The 19,961-nt window shown below is 42.3% G+C and carries 4 protein-coding genes and 2 pseudogenes; all 6 read left to right on the top strand.

The annotated features are described in order from the left end of the window. Window positions 1-3,485, top strand: a 3,485-nt coding sequence (locus LIX50_RS03590) for a YadA family autotransporter adhesin (protein WP_226385890.1), incomplete at its 5' end; no start/stop codon positions are given. A gap of 293 nt (window positions 3,486-3,778) precedes the next feature. Beyond that, window positions 3,779-5,353 (top strand): ESPR-type extended signal peptide-containing protein, encoded by a 1,575-nt coding sequence (locus LIX50_RS03585; protein ID WP_226385889.1) that lies wholly within the window; start codon window positions 3,779-3,781, stop codon window positions 5,351-5,353. Next, a pseudogene (locus tag LIX50_RS09590) lies at window positions 5,341-5,403 on the top strand (hypothetical protein); the annotation flags it as partial. The gene LIX50_RS03585 and the pseudogene LIX50_RS09590, both read left to right, overlap by 13 nt. 12 nt (window positions 5,404-5,415) lie before the next feature. After that, complete coding sequence (locus tag LIX50_RS03580) at window positions 5,416-9,294, top strand: YadA-like family protein (RefSeq protein WP_264177120.1); 3,879 nt, start codon at window positions 5,416-5,418, stop codon at window positions 9,292-9,294. Window positions 9,295-9,344: 50 nt separating this feature from the next. After that, window positions 9,345-9,428, top strand: a pseudogene (locus tag LIX50_RS03575) (acylneuraminate cytidylyltransferase); the annotation flags it as partial. A 317-nt stretch (window positions 9,429-9,745) separates the two neighbouring features. Continuing rightward, window positions 9,746-19,774 carry a YadA-like family protein gene (locus LIX50_RS03570; RefSeq protein ID WP_226385888.1) on the top strand — a complete coding sequence of 3,343 codons (10,029 nt, stop codon included), beginning with the start codon at window positions 9,746-9,748 and terminating at the stop codon, window positions 19,772-19,774. The last annotated feature ends 187 nt before the right edge of the window (window positions 19,775-19,961 follow it).

The raw sequence follows: 19,961 nt of genomic DNA, 5'->3' as shown, positions 1-19,961 counted from the left end.
TAGCAACCAATAAAATTAAGTTAGCTGGAAATTCTGGAGAGACAGAGGAGCAGCAATTAGATAAAGATGGTGGCTTACAATTTAATATCAAAGGTGAAAATGGCTTAACCACAACCGCAAGTGGTAAGGATGTAACCGTTAAATTGGATGATACTACCAAAGATAAAATTGATAATGCAGCGGATAAGAATTTAAGCAATATTACCGATGCTGGTAAAAAACAAATCAAAGATCAGGTAACTTGGAAAGCGAAGGCTAATAATTCTGGAATCGCCTTGACTGAAGATACGATTGATGACGATGATACCGCTGAAACTATTGGTGCAGACGGCATATTAACGCTAGATGCAGGTAAAAACTTACGTTTACAACGTAAAGGTAAGGTATTCACTTATGGATTAGATTCTGATTTAACAGGCATTAACAGCATCACTGGTTTAGCTAGTACATTGCCAGTAACAAAAAATGATGCAGCTGCACCAACAACCAATCAAGCAGCACCAACCAAAGTGGATGGAACAAAAGCTGCGTCTGTAAACGATATTTTAAATGCCGGTTGGAATTTAAAAGAAAATAATACAGACAAAGATTTTGTTAAAGCTTATGACACAGTGAAATTTGTTAATGGTACTGGTACCACTGCGAATGTAACAGTCACTGAAAACGGTGCTGTAAGTGCGGTTAAATTTGATGTGAAAAAAACGACCCTTACTGCAGATGCTGATAAAGGTACGGTATCAGCCGGTAATGCAGGGGATAGTTTTGCGACAGCAAATGATGTGGCGACAGCTATTAATAGTGCATTCTGGAATGCAACTTCTGCAAAAACTATAAATGGGGAGGTATCTGGTACTAAAGTACAACCAGTGAAAGCTGGCGATACTGTGACATTTGAAGCAGATAAAAATATCAAGCTTACTCAAGCTGATGGTAAGTTTACATTTGCAACTAAAGACGATGTTGAATTTAATACAGTAAAAGTTGGCGGCAAAGAGGATGGTAAATCTCCAGTTGAGTTCAAAACAGAAAAGGCTAAACCGGCGAGTAATAATGGAGACAATAATCCAACAACTGCGTTAAATGTAAGTTCTGCTGATGGAAAACCTACACAAATTACAGGTGTGGCTTCATCATTAAATAAAGCACCAGTAACAACTGCGCCAAATGGTAAGGATGGGGCTAAACCTGAATCAAATCTAGTTGATTTGGCAAATGCCACTACGCCAAATGCAGTTGCAACTGTAGGTGATTTACAAAACATGGGCTGGATTGTCGGCGCACCTGAAAATGGTTACGTGGATACAGTAAAGAACGCGAATAAAGTAGACTTCAAAGCTGGTTCTGGCGTTTCTGTAACGGGTAAAACTGTAAATGGTATCCGCGAAATTACTATTGCTGTTAAAGAGGGTGAAGTCGTAAAAGACGGTGATCTTACTGCAGTCGTAAATGGTGAAAGTACCCCAGTAACTAAAGTGGGAGATAAGTACTATAAAACCTCTGATATCGATCCTAAAACAGGTAAGCCCGTTGATGAGAAAGTATCACCAGTAACGCCAGATGAAGGCACTACACCAATTGCTAATGCAGGTGATGGCTATGTAACAGGTAATAAAGTTGCTACAGCGATTCAAAAATCTGGTTTTGTTGTTGGTAAGCAAACAGAGACATTATTGGATGCAGACTTTAAAAATGAAGATGAAAAAGTGAATCCTAATGATGAACTTCGTTTTGCAGACGGTAAAAATACAAAAGTTAAGTTGGCAACGAAAGACACTGTTGATAGGGAAGGCAATAAGGTTACGACCACAACCGTGAAATTTGATGTTGATACTGGCACGGTTACAAGTAATAAAGATGGTTCTGTTTCAGGCCCAGTTACGCCTGAAATGAAGAAAGCCTTAGATGATGCCAAAAAAGCATTAGCAGATGCAAACACGCCTGAAGCGAAGAAGGCTGCTCAAGATAAGATTGATGCTGCACAGGCTAATATCAATAATGCTGGTAACCAAATTGCAACCGCTCAAGGCGTTGCGGATGCAATCAATAAGTCAGGCTTTACTTTAACAACTTCAGAAAATGGTGGTAAGAAACTTTCTGGTGATGATGAAATTATCAATCCAGGTAAGAAAGTTGATCTTGCAGCAGGCAAAAATATGACTGTGAAACAAGACGCTGAAGGTAAAGTCACTTATGCAACCGCGGATGAAGTAAACTTTAGTAGCGTTCAATTCGGTGATAATGGTCCGAAGATTAATGCTGCAGGTGATAACATCAATATTGGTGATAAAGACGGTAATCCAACAAAAATTACGGGTGTTAAAGCGGGTGATATTTCTCCAACAAGTACAGATGCGGTAAATGGCGCCCAAATTTATGCATTGAGTCGTGGAAACGTACCAAATGTAAAAAATATTACTGATGCTGCAGGCAATACTTACAACAACGTGATTGTTGATGAGAATGGTACACCAATCTTAAAAACCTATAATGTACAAGGTCAGAAAGAAATTATCACTAACTCAGTTGTTGAGGCTGTTCACAATATGAATGAGCAAGGTATCAAATTCTTCCACTCTAACGATGGCATAGATCGTCCTAAAGTGGAAACTGAGAATACCTTTGATTCAAGTGCCAGTGGTAAATTTGCCACAGCAATTGGTTCACGCTCAAAAGCAGATGGAACAAATGCAGTAGCAATAGGTTTTAATTCTGTTGTAACGGGTAATGATTCAATCAGTATTGGTACAGGCAACCGTGTAACAGGTAATAATTCTGGTGCATTTGGTGACCCAAGCACAGTCAGTGGTCAAGGCAGCTATTCTGTGGGTAACAATAATACCGTTTCAACCAATGATACGTTTGTGTTAGGTAATGAAGTGAAGCACACTGTGGAAAATTCAGTTATCTTAGGGGCTAAATCAACCGCAACTGCTGGAGATGGAAGCCGTACCGCAAGTTTATATAACATTAAACAAGATGGGACGAAGGGCACAAGCACTACAGCGGGTTCTGTAGGTACGGTAACCACCGCAACGGTAGGTAATATGACTTACGGTGGTTTCCAAGGAGCGAAGGCAAATGGTGTTGTTTCAGTTGGCGCTTCAGGGGATGAACGTCGTATCCAAAATGTAGCAGCGGGTGAAATTTCATCAACTTCTACTGATGCTATTAACGGAAGTCAGTTATATAGTGTGGCAAAAGGAATGGGCAACCGTATTAACCACTTACAAGGCCAAGTGAATAAATTAGGCAAACGTATGAATGCAGGTGTAGCTGGTGCGATGGCTGCTGCTAACTTGATGCAACCTCATAAACCAGGACAGTCTGCTGCGATGGCTGCAGTGGGGCAGCATCGTGGAGAGGCTGCATTAGCTGTAGGTTATTCTCGTATTTCTGATAATGGTAAATATGGTATAAAATTATCCATGGGTGCAGATACACAAGGCCAAGTAAGCACAGGTGCTGGCGTATCTTATTTCTGGTAATTCGATTTTACACTATGTTTGATTTAAAGCCTCCGTATATGCGGAGGCTTATTTTTTATATTAATTTGGCATTATGATAGGTTTATTAGGCAGACAGTTTAATTGCAATAGTGAGTTTATTGAAAGGAAACGTTTACATATGTAAATTTGTGTAAATTTCAGACTAAATTTCTTGACTTATAGTTTTTCGCTGTTACTATCCCGCAGCATTTTTCACATTTAGGGCGGTTTATGAAAAAGAGTAAGTCGCTTTAATTTTTTATAATTTTTAACTTTCAATAGGACATACATCTATGAATCGAATTTTCCGTGTAATCTGGAATCACGCGACTCAGTCTTGGGTTGCTGTTTCTGAGCTTGCTTCAGCAAAAGGCAAAACTAAATCAAAAACAATTTCAAAATTAGCCGCACTTTCATTAGTTGTGGGAAGTGCTGTTTCTATGGATGTGCTGGCTGCATATACTACTATTACGGCAACAGCAACTTCGAAAGATAGTAATATTCTGATTGGTAATGTAGATAACATTACCCGTGATCTACCGGTAGTTCCTAAGAATATGATTATCATTGGTAATAACACTAAGGCTCAGAGTAAGGCGGCACCAAATGCCCCTGGTTTTAAGCAAGTTGACGATGAGGAGATTATCATTGGTAACGATATGACTGCACTAAATTCTGGTAGGGCAGCTGACACCATTATTGGTAACCGAATTCGTTTTGGCGGTTCGGGAAATGACTCGATGAGTACCGCTATGGGATATGGCGCACATGTTTCATCTTCATCAGTCTCGATTGGTGTGGGAGCTCGTTCAGATGTCGGCTCATTCCAGCCATGGGAGGAGCCGATGGCTGGTGGGGTTGCAGTAGGTCAGTTTAGTTCTGCCGGAGGAAATACTAATAGTGTAGTTTCTATTGGTGCAGGTTCTGGGGGAACTAGAGATAGGTCAGTGAATATTGGGGTTTTATCTGGTGCATCTGATTTATTTTACGATCGAGAGGTCGCGGAGCCAGGTAATGGTGGAAAGGTTTATTCTTTCGGCTCTAGTAGTTTTGGTGCTGTATCTGTCGGCTATAAAGCTGCAGCTGGTGGTCAATATGGCGTAGCAATTGGTGAAGGTTCAATTGTTTCTAGAAATGGTAGTCGCTCTGCTATGGCTATGGGGCATAGTTCAACATCTATTGGTGAGAACTCTATCGCAATTGGTGAAAATTCAGTAGCGGGTGGACATACTGAGGCACAAATTAAGACTTTACAGAGTAAGCTTACAACCCTTAAAGGGGATAAATTTTTAGGAACGGCAGTGACTCGTTTAGAAGCTGCTAAAGAAAAAATGCAGGCTTTGCCTAATACAGAAAATAAATTTCAAGTGGCAAGTGCTCAGGCTGCTTTAGACCGTCTTAATTTTGAAATAGCGAGATTAGAAAGAGAGATAACATTCTTAGCTTCAGGTACAACTGCCACGACATCTGCTATTGCAATTGGTAATTCCACAACCGCAACAAATGAAAGTGCATTAGCTATCGGCGATAGAGCGAACTCTACCGCTAAGGCATCTATTGCACAGGGTAAACAAGCAACAGCAACAGCAGAAAATGCTATTTCAGTCGGTACTAGCTCAAATGTAAGCGGTGAGAATTCTGTAGCATTAGGTGCGAATATTACTAAATTAACAACAGAAAATTCAGTTGTACTGGGCGCGAACTCAACAGAAGTTGTTGGAACAACAGGTGCATCTCATGCAGTTCAAACTGTAAATGATGCAACAGTTCGTACTATTGCTGGTCCTAACTTTACTTATTCTGGTTTTGTTGGGAAACCTGCTGATGCTGGTCACTATGTAAGTATTAGCGCCAAATTAAAAACTTAGCTGCAGGTGCTGTTACCCCAACTTCTACAGATGCAATCAATGGTTCTCAGTTATATGCATTGATGGATCGTGTTGAAAATAAACAAGAGCCTGTGGTTTATACCAATAAAGCTGGTGACAAGTTGGTTAAAGTTGGCAATAACTTCTATAAAACAACTGATTTGGATGATAAAGGTCAACCAAAAAATGTAGATCAAAACGTGCCAAATGATGATGTAATTGCCTCAATGAATAATGCTGGTAATAATACGACAACGCCTATGGTATTGGCTAATATCGCTGGTAACTTGCCTGGTGCAAAAAATGGCTCTACCGCCCCTACAACCTCAGGTACATTACCAGAGGGAGCTGATGCGCCTAATACCTCAAATGCGGCAACTGTAGGCGATGTATTGAATGCTGGTTGGAATTTAACAGAAAAAAGTGAAGTACGTGATTTTGTTAAACCTTATGACACTGTTGATTTTATTGATGGTAAAGGCACTAGCGTTAATGTCACTACAGATACTGATGGTAAAGTAAGCCATATTAAATATGACGTTAAAGCAGCTGACGATAGTATTACTGTTGGTAAAGATGGCATTAAAGTAAATACTGGTGAATTTGCAGAACCAGTATCACCAGCGAAAGATGATACTTCTGGTCAAGTTGCACCTAAGGAAGGCGATAACAAGAAAGTCGCGAGCGTAGGGGATGTTGCTAATGCAATTAACAATGCATTCTGGAAAGTAACTGGCGATGAAGATGGCGGTAAATTTACTGAGGATAACAAGACAAGCATTGAGAGCGTGAAAGCTGGTAATACAGTAACGTTCAAAGCAGGTAAAAACATCAAGTTAAAACAAGATGGTAAAAACTTTACTTATTCTTTAAACCCTGAGCTAACGGATATTACAAGTATTGGTGGTAACGGAACCACTATGACTTTTAATCCTGAGGGTGTAGATTTAGGTAATAAAAAAATTACTGGAGTTAAATCTGCATTAGATGCTAAGCCAGTAACAACAACTCCAGGTACCCCGGTAACTGAGCAACCTAACTTGGTGAATTTAGGAACTAAGCCAGGTGAGAAAGCTCTACCTGATAATGTATTAAATTCTGCAGCAACTGTTCGTGATTTGGCAAACATGGGTTGGCTTGTATCTTCCGATAAAACAACTGGTGCTTTAAGTGCAGAATACAAAGATACAGTAAAAAATGCGAATGAAGTAAAATTCATTGGTACTGGTGCTGCAACGGTATCAGGTAAAACTGTAAATGGTATTCGCACTATTACAGTAGATGTAAAACAACCAGAACCAGAAACTGAAACTTTAACATCTACGGGCGGCAAGGTTACAAATCCTGAAGGTGATAATGCTAAAAAATTAGTAACTGCAGGTAATGTCGCAGATATGATTAATAAATCTGGTTTTAACTTAAAGACTTCTGCTGATAAAAATAGTAACGGTGAAAAAGCTAAAGGTACTAAGAATGATGGCGAATTAATCAATCCGGGTGCAACTGTTGAAATGGTTGCTGGCAAAAATATGTCTGTGAAACAAGATGCTGATGGTAAAGTAACTTATGCAACTAAAGACGATGTTGAGTTTAATACTGTAACTGTTGGTAAACCAGCTGAAGTTTATACAAATAAAGATGGGAAACCATTAACTAAAACTAAAGATGGTAAATATACGGATCCAGATGGTAACGAAGTTCCTGAAAAGGATGTCGTTACAAGTAATGTATCACCAGTTAAATTAGCAACAGAAAAAGCGATACCAGCTGATAATAATCAGGATGGTAAAGCGCCAACAACTGCGTTAAATGTTACGTCTACAGATGGTAAACCTACACAAATTACTGGTGTTGGTTCTGTATTGAGTAATGAAAGTATTCCTACTAATACTAATGGAACACCAACAGCTCAAGATAAACAACCTAAGTTAGTAAATTTAGGAACGAAACCAGATGAAAATGGTAAGGTAACACCATTACCTGATAATGTATTAAACTCTGCAGCAACTGTTCGTGATTTAGCGAATATGGGCTGGGTTGTTGGTGCTCCTGAAAATGGTTATGTAGATACTGTGAAGAATGCTAATAAAGTAGACTTTAAAGGCGAAAACGGTATTTCTGTAACGGGTAAAACTAATGATAAGGGCGTTCGTGAAATTACTATCGCAGTTAAAGATGGTGAAGTAGTTAAACCAAATCAATTTACTGCTAAAGTCAATGGAACGGATACTCCGGTAACCAAAGTAGGAGACCAATATTACAATACCGCAGATATTGATCCGAAAACTGGTAAGCCAAAAGCCGATAAAAAACCGGTAACTCCTGACGCGGGTACGACCCCGACTAATGCGGGTGACGGTTACGTAACAGGTAATAAGGTAGCTGCTGCGATTCAAAAATCAGGCTTTGTGGTTGGCAAACAGAAAGATGCTCTATCTGCGGCAGACTTCAAAGACGAAGATGAGAAAGTCAACCCTGACGACGAACTTCGTTTTGCAGACGGCAACAACACGAAAGTTAAGTTGGCGACGAAAGAGTCTGTTGATAAAGATGGCAATAAAGTAACCACAACGACAGTAAAAGTCGATGTGACCGGTTTGCCTGTCCAATATACCGCCAAAGTCAATGGAAAGGATACGCCGGTAACTAAAGTGGGCGACAAATACTTTACCGTTGACGACAAAGGTAACCCGACTACAACAGAAGTTGCACCTGCGGACTTAACTACTAATATGGTTAATCCAGCGGCAAAACCGAATGAAATTGGTGCACCAACGACATTAGGTAATGTGAAATCTAATCTTCCATCTGTAAATGATGCAGATAAGAACGCTAAAGATGTTGATGGTAACCCTATTGCAGGTAAAGACAATAAGTCTGCTCCAATTGATGCGGCAAAAGCAGCAGATATTGCAAAAAATGTAGGCAATAATGCAGCAACCGTATCTGATGTGTTGAATGCAGGTTGGAACCTACAAAACAATGGTAAAGCGAAGGATTTTGTAAAACCTTATGACACTGTAAACTTTGTAGATGGCAAAGGCACTAAAGCTGTTGTAAAAACTGAAGAAGATGGCACAACAAGCAACGTGAAGTTTGACATTGATACAGGTAGCATCACCAATAATGCTGATGGTAGCGTTCAAGGCCCAGTTGTGACACCAGAAATGACTAAAGCATTAGAAGATGCGACAAATACATTAAATAACTTGCCAGCTACTGCACCAGCTGCGGTACGTAAGGCTGCTGAACAAGCAGTTGCAGATGCGGCAAATAATATTGCAAATGTTGCAAATAAAGTGGCGACTGCACAAGATGTAGCAAATGCAATCAACAAGTCAGGTTTTACATTAACCACTTCAGCAAATGGTGGTGAGAAAATTTCAGGTACGCCAGAAATGATCAATCCAGGTAAAAAAGTTGAAATGGTTGCAGGTAAAAATATGACCGTGAAACAAGAGTCTAACGGTAAAGTGACTTACGCAACTGCTTCTAATGTAACCTTTGACAGTGTTCAATTTGGTGATAATGGTCCTAAGATTACTAACAATGGTGGAAATATCAATGTTGGTACAGCGACAGGAGCACCGACTAAGATTACAGGCGTAGCACCAGGTGAAATTTCAGCAACTTCAAAAGATGCGGTAAATGGTAGCCAGTTATATGCGATGGGTAATAAGTTACAGGGCCAAATTAATAAATTAGGCAACCGTATGAATGCGGGCATGGCGACTTCTGCAGCGATGGCAAACTTGTTACAACCGCATAAACCGGGTCAATCTGTGGCAACTGCGGGTATTGGTCAACACAAAAACCAATCTGCGGTAGCAGTGGGTTACTCACGTATTTCTGATAACGGTAAATACGGTGTTCGCTTCTCAATGGGTGCTAACACTCAAGGTGAAGTGACAGGTGGTGCAGCAGTCGGATACTTCTGGTAATTTCACCGCACTCTTATAAATAAAACCGCTCCTTTGGGGCGGTTTTTTTGTTTATTGCCCCAATGCGTTTTTATTTAATGCCAACTTATCGTTCCATTGATATTGATTTCACACTTGATTTGCAATTAGCATAAAGTTTAATTTCAAAAGAATTCTAAAAAATTGGCCGCACGTTGTGGCCTTTGTTTTTTGATAAATATATTGGCTTTTTCCCAATAAAAACTCCCCTAAAACTCACCGCACTTTTGCTTACTTCTTGTGCAAAAAAAAGCAAACGTTTGCTTTTGTTCCTCATAAAACTTAATCAATATAAATTATCGTAAAAATTGTATTTTAAAATTGAGTTCTATGACTAAATCTGTATAAATTTTCTACTTTATTTACGCCCAAGTTCTTTTATTAATTGAATGAGAGATTGAGGGTATTTTTCAACATCGTTAGAGAGACATTTATGAATAAAATCTTCCGTATCGTTTGGAGCCAAGCAACGCAATCTTGGGTGGTCGTTTCAGAATTAACCAAAGCACACAAAAAACAAAGTTCATCAAATTCACAAGGAAGTGCGGTTAAATTTTCAGGCAATTTTATTAAATCTTCAGCCATCGCCTTGGCGTTATTAAGCGGCCATTCGGCTTATGCTGCCGTTAATGCGCAGGGAACAGGATCTGGCGACAGTGTTGCTTGGGGGACATCGTCAAATGCTTCAGGAAATAATGCTGTTGCTGTGGGTAAAGAATCTACGGCTACTCAGAACAATGCAGTAGCGGTAGGTAGAAAAGCACAAGCCACAGGAGATAGTGCAATTGCAGTGGGAATTGACTCTCAAGCATCGGGAACTCTTGCAGAGGCAATCGGTGTTGGAGCTAAAGCGACCGGTGATAAATCAGTAGCAATCGGTAATGTTGCAAAGGCATCGAATGAATCTAGTGTTGCCTTAGGTACTAGTGCAGAATCAACGAATAAATACACCACAGCGGTCGGCGGAACAGCTTTTGCGACTCAAGAAGGAGCTACAGCTTTAGGATATGGGGCTAGAGCCACTGCTAAAGATACAATTGCTATAGGTAAATCAGCGAAGGCAGAACAAGAAGGAGTCATAGCCTTAGGCTTGGCATCATTTGCACAAGGAAAAGATACAATAGCAATTGGTAACTCAGCAGCTGCCAAAAAAGAGGGGGATATAATTCTTGGTAAGGACGCCAAAAGCCGCGATCAAGGTATCGGACGTAGTATTGCTATCGGTCAAAGGGCAACTGCGGGTAGCAATAGAAGTAACTTCGAGACAAATGATCAAAGTACAGGACTACGAGCTGATGACGGTAGTGTGGCTATTGGTACGAATGCCTATACAGGACTTAATAAAAATAATACTGCCGTTAACAATTCAGTCGCACTCGGTGCCGGCGCGGGGGTAGGGTATCGCTCTGTGGATACTGATGGAAAACCTCTTGGTGTTGGTACGGATGCGGATGATAACGATAAGGTATTGGTCAAAGCCTTTGGCGGCACTACAAGTACATTAAATTATTTTCAAAACTCAGGAAAGGCTAAAGATGACAACTTCTTCTCTTTCCAAAATGTAGATATTAATGAAGGTACCGCACTAGGCCGTAACACCCGTGCCATTGGTGACCAATCGGTAGCCATTGGTGCCCAATCTGTAGCAGGTCAAGGTTCTATCGTTATCGGTGGTAATGATATTCAAGCCTATGACGGAAAGAAATATTTTAAAGCCGCGAATCCTAATAGCGGAGATGCCAAAGGCGTAAATGATTTTAATGCTGAGACAACGCCTGGCACAGGAAAAAATGGTCAGCCTATTACGATTACCGCTAAATATAAGGAGCTTGTAGGCACAGAATTAGATAGAGCCTATCGTGCTAGCTATGGTCAAGACGGTTCTACCGTAATCGGTATGCAAGCCCACTCTACCACCCCGTTGGGCGTGGCGATTGGTACGAACTCTATCGTTCGAAAAGGTGCCTTTGGTGCGACAGCCATTGGCTCTGGTGCGTCTGTAGTGGCAAATGCGGAGGCAGCAGTCGCCATCGGTATGGGTGCGGAAGCGCAAGGCAGTTATGCAGTAGCGGCTGGTACGGCTGCCCGTGCTAAAGAATCTGCGGTAGCTGCAGGTTATCAGGCAAATGCTGACAAATCTGCGGTAGCTGTCGGTGATAGTTCTAAGGCTACAAACTCTTCTGTTGCAGTCGGTCAGTTGGCACAAGCAACGAAAGAGGCTGATATTGCAGTTGGTCAAGGGGCGAAAGCGTCTGGTAATCAGGGTGCGATTGCTATGGGCTTGGGTACCAATGCACAAGGCGATTCCTCTATTATGATTGGCGGCTCAGATATTTCATCGGCTGCTGGTCAAAAAACAGAGTTTGAAAAAGCAACTGGTGGCATAACCGCTAAAAGCGTAACCGAGAAAATTAACGGTAAAGACGTTACCCGTAATTATACTTTTGCTGCGACAACAAAGACTCCAGGAACCATCGCTGAGGCATATAAGGAGCTAACAGGCCTCGATATGGATGTATCCACCCTTGACTTTGCCCATAAGGACAATAAAAACGGTCATGCTTCAACTTCTTTGGGCGTTCATGCATTAGCAACAGGAAATTTGGCAACAGCCATCGGTGCGAGCGCGCGTGCTAATGCTATCGGTTCTCTGGCATTAGGTACTGGTGCACATGCGACTAAACAAAATGCGGTGGCGATCGGTACGGGCTCTACAACCGATTTGGTGGGTACGCGACAATTAAGCGTGAACTACGACAGCGACGGCAATATTGTTTCCGATACAGAAACAGACAAGATTGCTTACACATTTAAATGGGCGGGCGGTACCCATACCTCTGAAGGCGACGTCGTATCCTTCGGTAGCTCTGGCGCAGAACGTCAATTGAAAAATGTGGCAGCTGGTCGTGTAGCTGAAGACTCTACAGATGCTATCAATGGTTCTCAGTTGAACTCTATCACCAAAAAAATTGCAGCAGGTTTTAACACAAGCGGTAATGAAGTAGCGGGATCTTCAGGTGTATTTACATCTAAAAAAGCAAATGCGGATTCAGCGAAAAAAGATTATGAAACTGCAATCCGTTCGGATGACAAAGTTCAACTCCAAGTCGGCAACAACTTGAAGTTAGACCGTGATGAAACTGTATCTGAAGTTGATGTTCAGGATGATTTTGATAAAACCAAAACAGTTAAAAAGAAAATCAGAAAAGCCGATTTTGCCTACAGCCTGAACCCTGTATTAACCAACCTGACCAGCGCAGAGTTTAAAGGCACAGATGCAAATGCGCCGACAACTAAGCTGACTAATGAAGGTGTAACTATTACTCCGGTAGGTAAGAGCCCAGTTTCATTAACCCAAAACGGTTTAGACAACGGAGGTAATCCGATTACCAATGTAGCCGGCAATCTTGACGGTTCGAAAGCAAATACAACTGCGCCGACAACTAAAGCAGACAAACCATCTAATGTAGATGGCATCAAAAACAACGCTGCAACCGTAGGCGATGTATTGAATGCAGGCTGGAATTTGCAAGAAAAAGGTACGGCAAAAGATTTTGTTACCGCCTATGACACCGTTAATTTTGTTGACGGCGACGGCACAAGTGTATCTGTTGAAAATACAGCCGGCAAAACCAGCACAATCAAATACAGTGTCAATACTGGTAATGGTCTACAAAAAGATCCGACAGGAAATACTATCTCTGTTAAACCGGCAGATAAGTCTTTAGAAGTAACAAACGAAGGCGTTAAAGTAAAAGCTGCCGATAACACCCTTACAACCGATGACAACGGCTTAAAAGTTAATACTGGTACAATTAATCCTGTTAACTCAGGAGATAAAGCTGGAACTGTAGCGGTTAATCCTAATGACACAGGTAAAATCGCAACGGTAGATACGGTTGTAAACGCTGTGAACAACGCGGCTTGGAATGCAATTGCATCGAAAACGAATGATGGCGAAAATGGCGGTACAGTTAAAAAACAAGCGGTTAAAGCTGGTGATACGGTAACTTTCGAAGCTGATAAAAACATCAAGATTGCTCAAACTGACGGTAAATTCACATTCTCGACAAAAGATAATGTTGAGTTTACTACGGTAAAAGTGGGCAATACCGCAAATGGTAAAAAACCGGTTGAGCTGAAAAGTGGTGATGTGATTACTGCAAATAATAATCCGGAACAGCCAACAACAGCATTGAACGTGTCTTCAGACAGCAAACCAACCCAAATTACAGGCGTGGGTTCCGTATTGAATACAACCCCTGTTACAACAACGCCAGATGGTAGTGCTCCGACAACACAGCCTAATGTTGTCAACTTAGGTACAGCTCACGGTCAAACACCATTGTCTCCTAATGTATTGAACTCTGCTGCAACTGTTAGAGATTTGGCGAACATGGGCTGGAAAGTCTCATCAGATAAAGCGACTGGTGCAGAAGATAAGTCATACAACGATGTTGTGAGAAATGCGGACGAAGTGAAATTCGTCGGCAAAAACGCAGCCAAAGTATCGGGTAAAACCGTGAACGGCGTGCGCACTATTACCGTTGATGTGGAAGTACCATCTGTTGAAACTGCTAAAATCACTCAAAATACCGATGGTTCGGTAACTGGCCCAGCTGGCGAAACGTTAACTAAAGCGTTAAAAGATGCAAAAGATGAATTAGCGAAATTACCAAAAGATGCTGATCCTGCAAAAGTACAAGCAGCCAAAGATAAAGTTGATGCCGCTCAAAAAGCTATTGATGATTCACCAAATAGCAACAAAGTGGCGACTGCTCAAAACGTTGCGGATATGATCAACAACTCTGGCTTTACGTTGAAAACATCTAAAGTTGAAGGCGGAGAAAAAGACGCTACATCTACTGGTGATGAAGTTATCAACCCAGGCAAAGCTGTTGAAATGATTGCAGGTAAAAACTTAACCGTGAAACAAGAAGCGAACGGTAAAGTGACCTATTCGACCAAAGACAACGTTGAATTTACTTCTGTCAAAGTGGGTGATACCCAAAACGGTAAAGCACCGGTTAACTTCACAACCGAAGCTGCCAAACCTGCAAGCAACAACGGAATGGACAAAACACCGACAACGGCGTTGAACGTCTCTTCAGACGGCAAACCGACCCAGATTACAGGTGTGGGCTCTACTCTGAACGTGAAACCTGTGGATACCAACACAAACGGTACGCCGACAGCCGATGCAGACAAACCAAATCTGGTTGACTTAGTGGGACCAAAAGATGCACCGGTGAATAAAAACGCTGCTGCAACAGTAGGCGACCTACAAAATATGGGTTGGTTGGTATCAACCAAAGATGGCAATGGCTACAACGATGTGGTGAAAAATGCGAACCAAGTGGACTTCGTGGGTAAAAATGGCATTACTGTAACCGGCGAAACCAAAGATGGTATTCGTACTATTACTGTTGAAGCGGCACAAACTCCGGTGGTTTATACCAATAAAGCTGGTGACAAGCTGGTTAAAGTCGGCGATAAATTCTATAAAGCCGGTGATGTCGTAAACGGCAAACCGACAGGAACAGAAGTGCCTAAAGAAGACGTAATTGCCTCCATGAACAATGGCGATAACACTGCAAACAACCCTATGCACTTGTCAAACATCGGCAGCAACCTGCCGACGGTGAACGATACCAACAAACAGGCATTTGACCCGAACAGCACAACGCCTAAAGCGGGTAAAGACAACAAATCTGCGCCGATTACAGCTAAAGAAGCTGCCGATATCGTCAATAACGCCGGCAACAATGCGGCAACCGTTTCCGACGTATTGAATGNCTCCATGAACAATGGCGATAACACTGCAAACAACCCTATGCACTTGTCAAACATCGGCAGCAACCTGCCGACGGTGAACGATACCAACAAACAGGCATTCGACCCGAACAGCACAACGCCTAAAGCGGGTAAAGACAACAAATCTGCGCCGATTACAGCTAAAGAAGCTGCCGATATCGTCAATAACGCCGGCAACAATGCGGCAACCGTTTCCGACGTATTGAATGCGGGTTGGAATTTGCAAAACAACGGCGAAGCTCGTGATTTTGTGAAACCGTACGATACCGTGAACTTCATCAACGGCAAAGGTACCGTCGCTGTAGTGGAAACTGCAGACGATGCGACCAGCAGCACCGTGAAGTTTGATGTGGATGCGGGTGAAATTACCAGCAATACAAATGGTTCGGTAAACGGTCCAACGACAGCAGAGAACGCGAAGAAACTGGCAGACGATCTGAAGAAAGCTGAACAGGCAGTGAAAGATTTGCCTGCGGATGCGCCTGAAGATAAGAAAGCAGAAGCACAAAAAGCATTGAAAGATGCCCAAGCTGCAGCAGCTCCGTTGAACAAAGTGGCGACTGCCCAAAACGTTGCGGATATGATCAACAACTCTGGCTTTACGCTGAAAGCGGGTAAAACAGAGGGAGACAACTTAACTGCGGCTGATTTGGCAAATGGTGAGATGATCAACCCAGGTGATACCATTACTATGAAAGCGGGCAAAAATATGTCTGTGAAACATGAGAAAGATGGTTCGATTACCTATGCAACCAAAGACGATGTGTCATTCAATACGGTAAATGTGGGTGACAATACTTATGTCGATGAAAACGGTAAGCCTGTAACCAAAAATACAGACGGTACTTACACTGATTCTAAAGGTCAGCCAATTGAAGAAGGTAAAGTAACCAAGCTAGCACCAGTTGCGATGAAGGCGGAGAAAGCCAAACCTGCAACGAATAACGGCAATAAAGCGGAAGACCAACCGACGACTGCGCTGAATGTTTCTTCTTCAGACGGCAAACCGACTCAGATTACGGGTGTGGGCTCTACCCTGAACGTGAAACCAGTGGATACTAATCCGAACGGTACGCCGACAACGGGTGATGCGCGTCCTAACTTGGTTGACTTAGTAGGTACCAAAGATGCACCGGTGAATAAAAACGCTGCTGCAACCGTAGGCGACCTGCAAAATATGGGTTGGGTGGTATCGACCAAAGACGGCAACGGCTATAAAGATGTTGTGAAGAACGCCAACCAAGTGGACTTCAAAGGCACAGGTCTGGCTACCGTTACGGGTGAAACCGATAAAGACGGTATCCGCACCATTACTGTGAACGTGGATGCACAAAAAACTGTTGAAGCGGCTCAAACTCCGGTGGTTTATACCAATAAGGCTGGTGACAAGCTGGTTAAAGTCGGCGATAAATTCTATAAAGCCGGTGATGTTGTAAACGGCAAACCGAAAGAAAATGCCCAAGAAGTACCGAAAGGTGACGTGATTGCCTCCATGAACAATGGCGACAACAAAACAAACAAACCGATGCAGTTGGCAAACATCGGCAGCAACCTGCCGACGGTGAACGATACCAACAAACAGGCATTCGACCCGAACAGCACAACGCCTAAAGCGGGTAAAGACAACAAATCTGCGCCGATTACAGCTAAAGAAGCTGCCGATATCGTCAATAACGCCGGCAACAATGCGGCAACCGTTTCCGACGTATTGAATGCGGGTTGGAATTTGCAAAACAACGGCGAAGCTCGTGATTTTGTGAAACCGTACGATACCGTGAACTTCATCAACGGCAAAGGTACCGTCGCTGTAGTGGAAACTGCAGACGATGCGACCAGCAGCACCGTGAAGTTTGATGTGGATGCGGGTGAAATTACCAGCAATACAAATGGTTCGGTAAACGGTCCAACGACAGCAGAGAACGCGAAGAAACTGGCAGACGATCTGAAGAAAGCTGAACAGGCAGTGAAAGATTTGCCTGCGGATGCGCCTGAAGATAAGAAAGCAGAAGCACAAAAAGCATTGAAAGATGCCCAAGCTGCAGCAGCTCCGTTGAACAAAGTGGCGACTGCCCAAAACGTTGCGGATATGATCAACAACTCTGGCTTTACGCTGAAAGCGGGTAAAACAGAGGGAGACAACTTAACTGCGGCTGATTTGGCAAATGGTGAGATGATCAACCCAGGTGATACCATTACTATGAAAGCGGGCAAAAATATGTCTGTGAAACATGAGAAAGATGGTTCGATTACCTATGCAACCAAAGACGATGTGTCATTCAATACGGTAAATGTGGGTGACAATACTTATGTCGATGAAAACGGTAAGCCTGTAACCAAAAATACAGACGGTACTTACACTGATTCTAAAGGTCAGCCAATTGAAGAAGGTAAAGTAACCAAGCTAGCACCAGTTGCGATGAAGGCGGAGAAAGCCAAACCTGCAACGAATAACGGCAATAAAGCGGAAGACCAACCGACGACTGCGCTGAATGTTTCTTCTTCAGACGGCAAACCGACTCAGATTACGGGTGTGGGCTCTACCCTGAACGTGAAACCAGTGGATACTAATCCGAACGGTACGCCGACAACGGGTGATGCGCGTCCTAACTTGGTTGACTTAGTAGGTACCAAAGATGCACCGGTGAATAAAAACGCTGCTGCAACCGTAGGCGACCTGCAAAATATGGGTTGGGTGGTATCGACCAAAGACGGCAACGGCTATAAAGATGTTGTGAAGAACGCCAACCAAGTGGATTTCAAAGGCGGTGCCGGCATTTCCGTCAAAGGTACTACAACAACTGATGGCGTCCGTGAAATCACGATTAGCGTTAAAGATGGTGAGGTAATCAAACCGAATCAATTTACGGCTAAAGTCAATGGAACGGATACTCCGGTAACCAAAGTAGGAGACCAATATTACAATACCGCAGATATTGATCCGAAAACTGGTAAGCCAAACGCCAAGGCAAATCCAGTAACTCCTGACGCGGGTACAACCCCGACCAATGCAGGTGATGGCTATGTAACAGGTAATAAAGTAGCAACAGCGATTCAAAAATCTGGTTTTGTTGTAGGTAAGCAAACAGAAAAATTATCTGCTGCAGACTTCAACGATAAAGATGAAAAAGTCAACCCTGACGACGAACTTCGTTTTGCAGACGGAAACAACACGAAAGTTAAGTTGGCGACGAAAGAGTCTGTTGATAAAGACGGCAATAAAGTAACCACAACGACAGTAAAAGTCGATGTGACTGGTTTGCCTGTCCAATATACGGACAAGAACGGTACGCCAGTAACTAAAGTGGGCGACAAATACTTTACCGTTGACGACAAAGGTAATCCAACTGTAACAGAAGTGAAGCCTGCAGATTTAACAACTAACATGGTTAATCCTGCGGCCGCACCGAATGTAATTGGTGCACCAACAGCATTGGGTAATGTGAAATCTAATCTTCCGTCTGTAAATGATGCAGATAAGAATGCCAAAGATGTTGCGGGCAATCCGATTGCAGGTAAAGACAACAAGTCTGCGCCGATTACGGCAACTGAAGCAGCTGACTTGTTGAATCCTAAAACGGCAGATGGAAAAGCTAATCCTAAATTTGCGGGTAACAATGCGGCAACAGTATCAGATGTGTTGAATACGGGTTGGAATTTACAAAATAATGGTGAAGCGAAAGATTTCGTAAAACCTTATGACACTGTTAACTTTGTAGATGGCAAAGGTACCAAAGCAGTGGTAGAAACCACACCAAACGGTACAACAAGTAATGTGAAGTTTGACATTGATACAGGCAGCATCACTAATAATGCTGATGGTAGCGTTCAAGGCCCAGTTGTGACACCAGAAATGACTAAAGCATTAGAAGATGCGACAAATGCATTAAATAGCTTGCCACCGACGGCACCAGCTGCAGTTATTGATGCTGCTAAAAAAGCAGTTGCAGATGCGGCAAATAATATTGCAAATGTTGCAAATAAAGTGGCGACTGCACAAGATGTAGCAAATGCAATTAACAAGTCTGGCTTTACATTAAGCACTTCAGCAAATGGTGGAGAGAAAATTTCAGGTACACCAGAAATGATCAATCCAGGTAAGAAAGTTGAAATGGTTGCAGGCAAAAATATGACCGTGAAACAAGAGTCTAACGGTAAAGTGACTTACGCAACTGCTTCTAATGTAACCTTTGACAGTGTTCAGTTTGGTGATAAAGGGCCTAAGATCACTAATAAGGCTGGAAATATCAACGTAAGTGGTCCAGATGGTAAAACACCTACTAAAGTTACAGGTGTGGCTCCAGGTGAAATTTCAGCAACTTCTAAAGATGCTATAAATGGTAGCCAGTTATATGCTGTAGCTGCAGGTATTGGGCATAAACTTGGCGACTTGGATAACAAGATCAACAAAGTTGGAAAACGTGGTGATGCAGGTACTGCAAGTGCATTGGCAGCGGCGAATATTCCGCAGGCTTATACACCAGGTAAGAGCTTAGTTGGTATTGCAGCGGGTAGCTACCAAGGTCAAAATGGTCTTGCAGTAGGGATGTCTCGTATTTCTGATAATGGTAAGATCATCATCCGTTTATCTGGTACGGCAAATAGCCAAGGTAAAACTGGCGTTGCAGCTGGCGTAGGTTATCAATGGTAATTATCTGATAGCAAAAACATAATGAAAAAACACCGCAAAGTGCGGTGTTTTTTTATATCGGCTTTAAAAATATGCTTTAATTAACATTAAAAGAGGGGAAAATATGCCCGTTATTATGTCATACCATTTCACTTGCAATGCTTTATTAAAGATTGTTTAATAAGATTGTTCTCATAATAAGCTTAAA

The organism is Haemophilus sp. Marseille-P9675, assembly GCF_916862695.1.
Lineage (GTDB): Bacteria > Pseudomonadota > Gammaproteobacteria > Enterobacterales > Pasteurellaceae > Haemophilus > Haemophilus haemolyticus_K.
This window is presented reverse-complemented; position numbering and strand designations above follow the sequence as displayed.

Coding starts and splice junctions, on each gene's coding strand:
- LIX50_RS03585 (WP_226385889.1), top strand. CDS start 3,779: ATGAATCGAATTTTCCGTGTAATCTGGAATCACGCGACTCAGTCTTGG.
- LIX50_RS03580 (WP_264177120.1), top strand. CDS start 5,416: ATGGATCGTGTTGAAAATAAACAAGAGCCTGTGGTTTATACCAATAAA.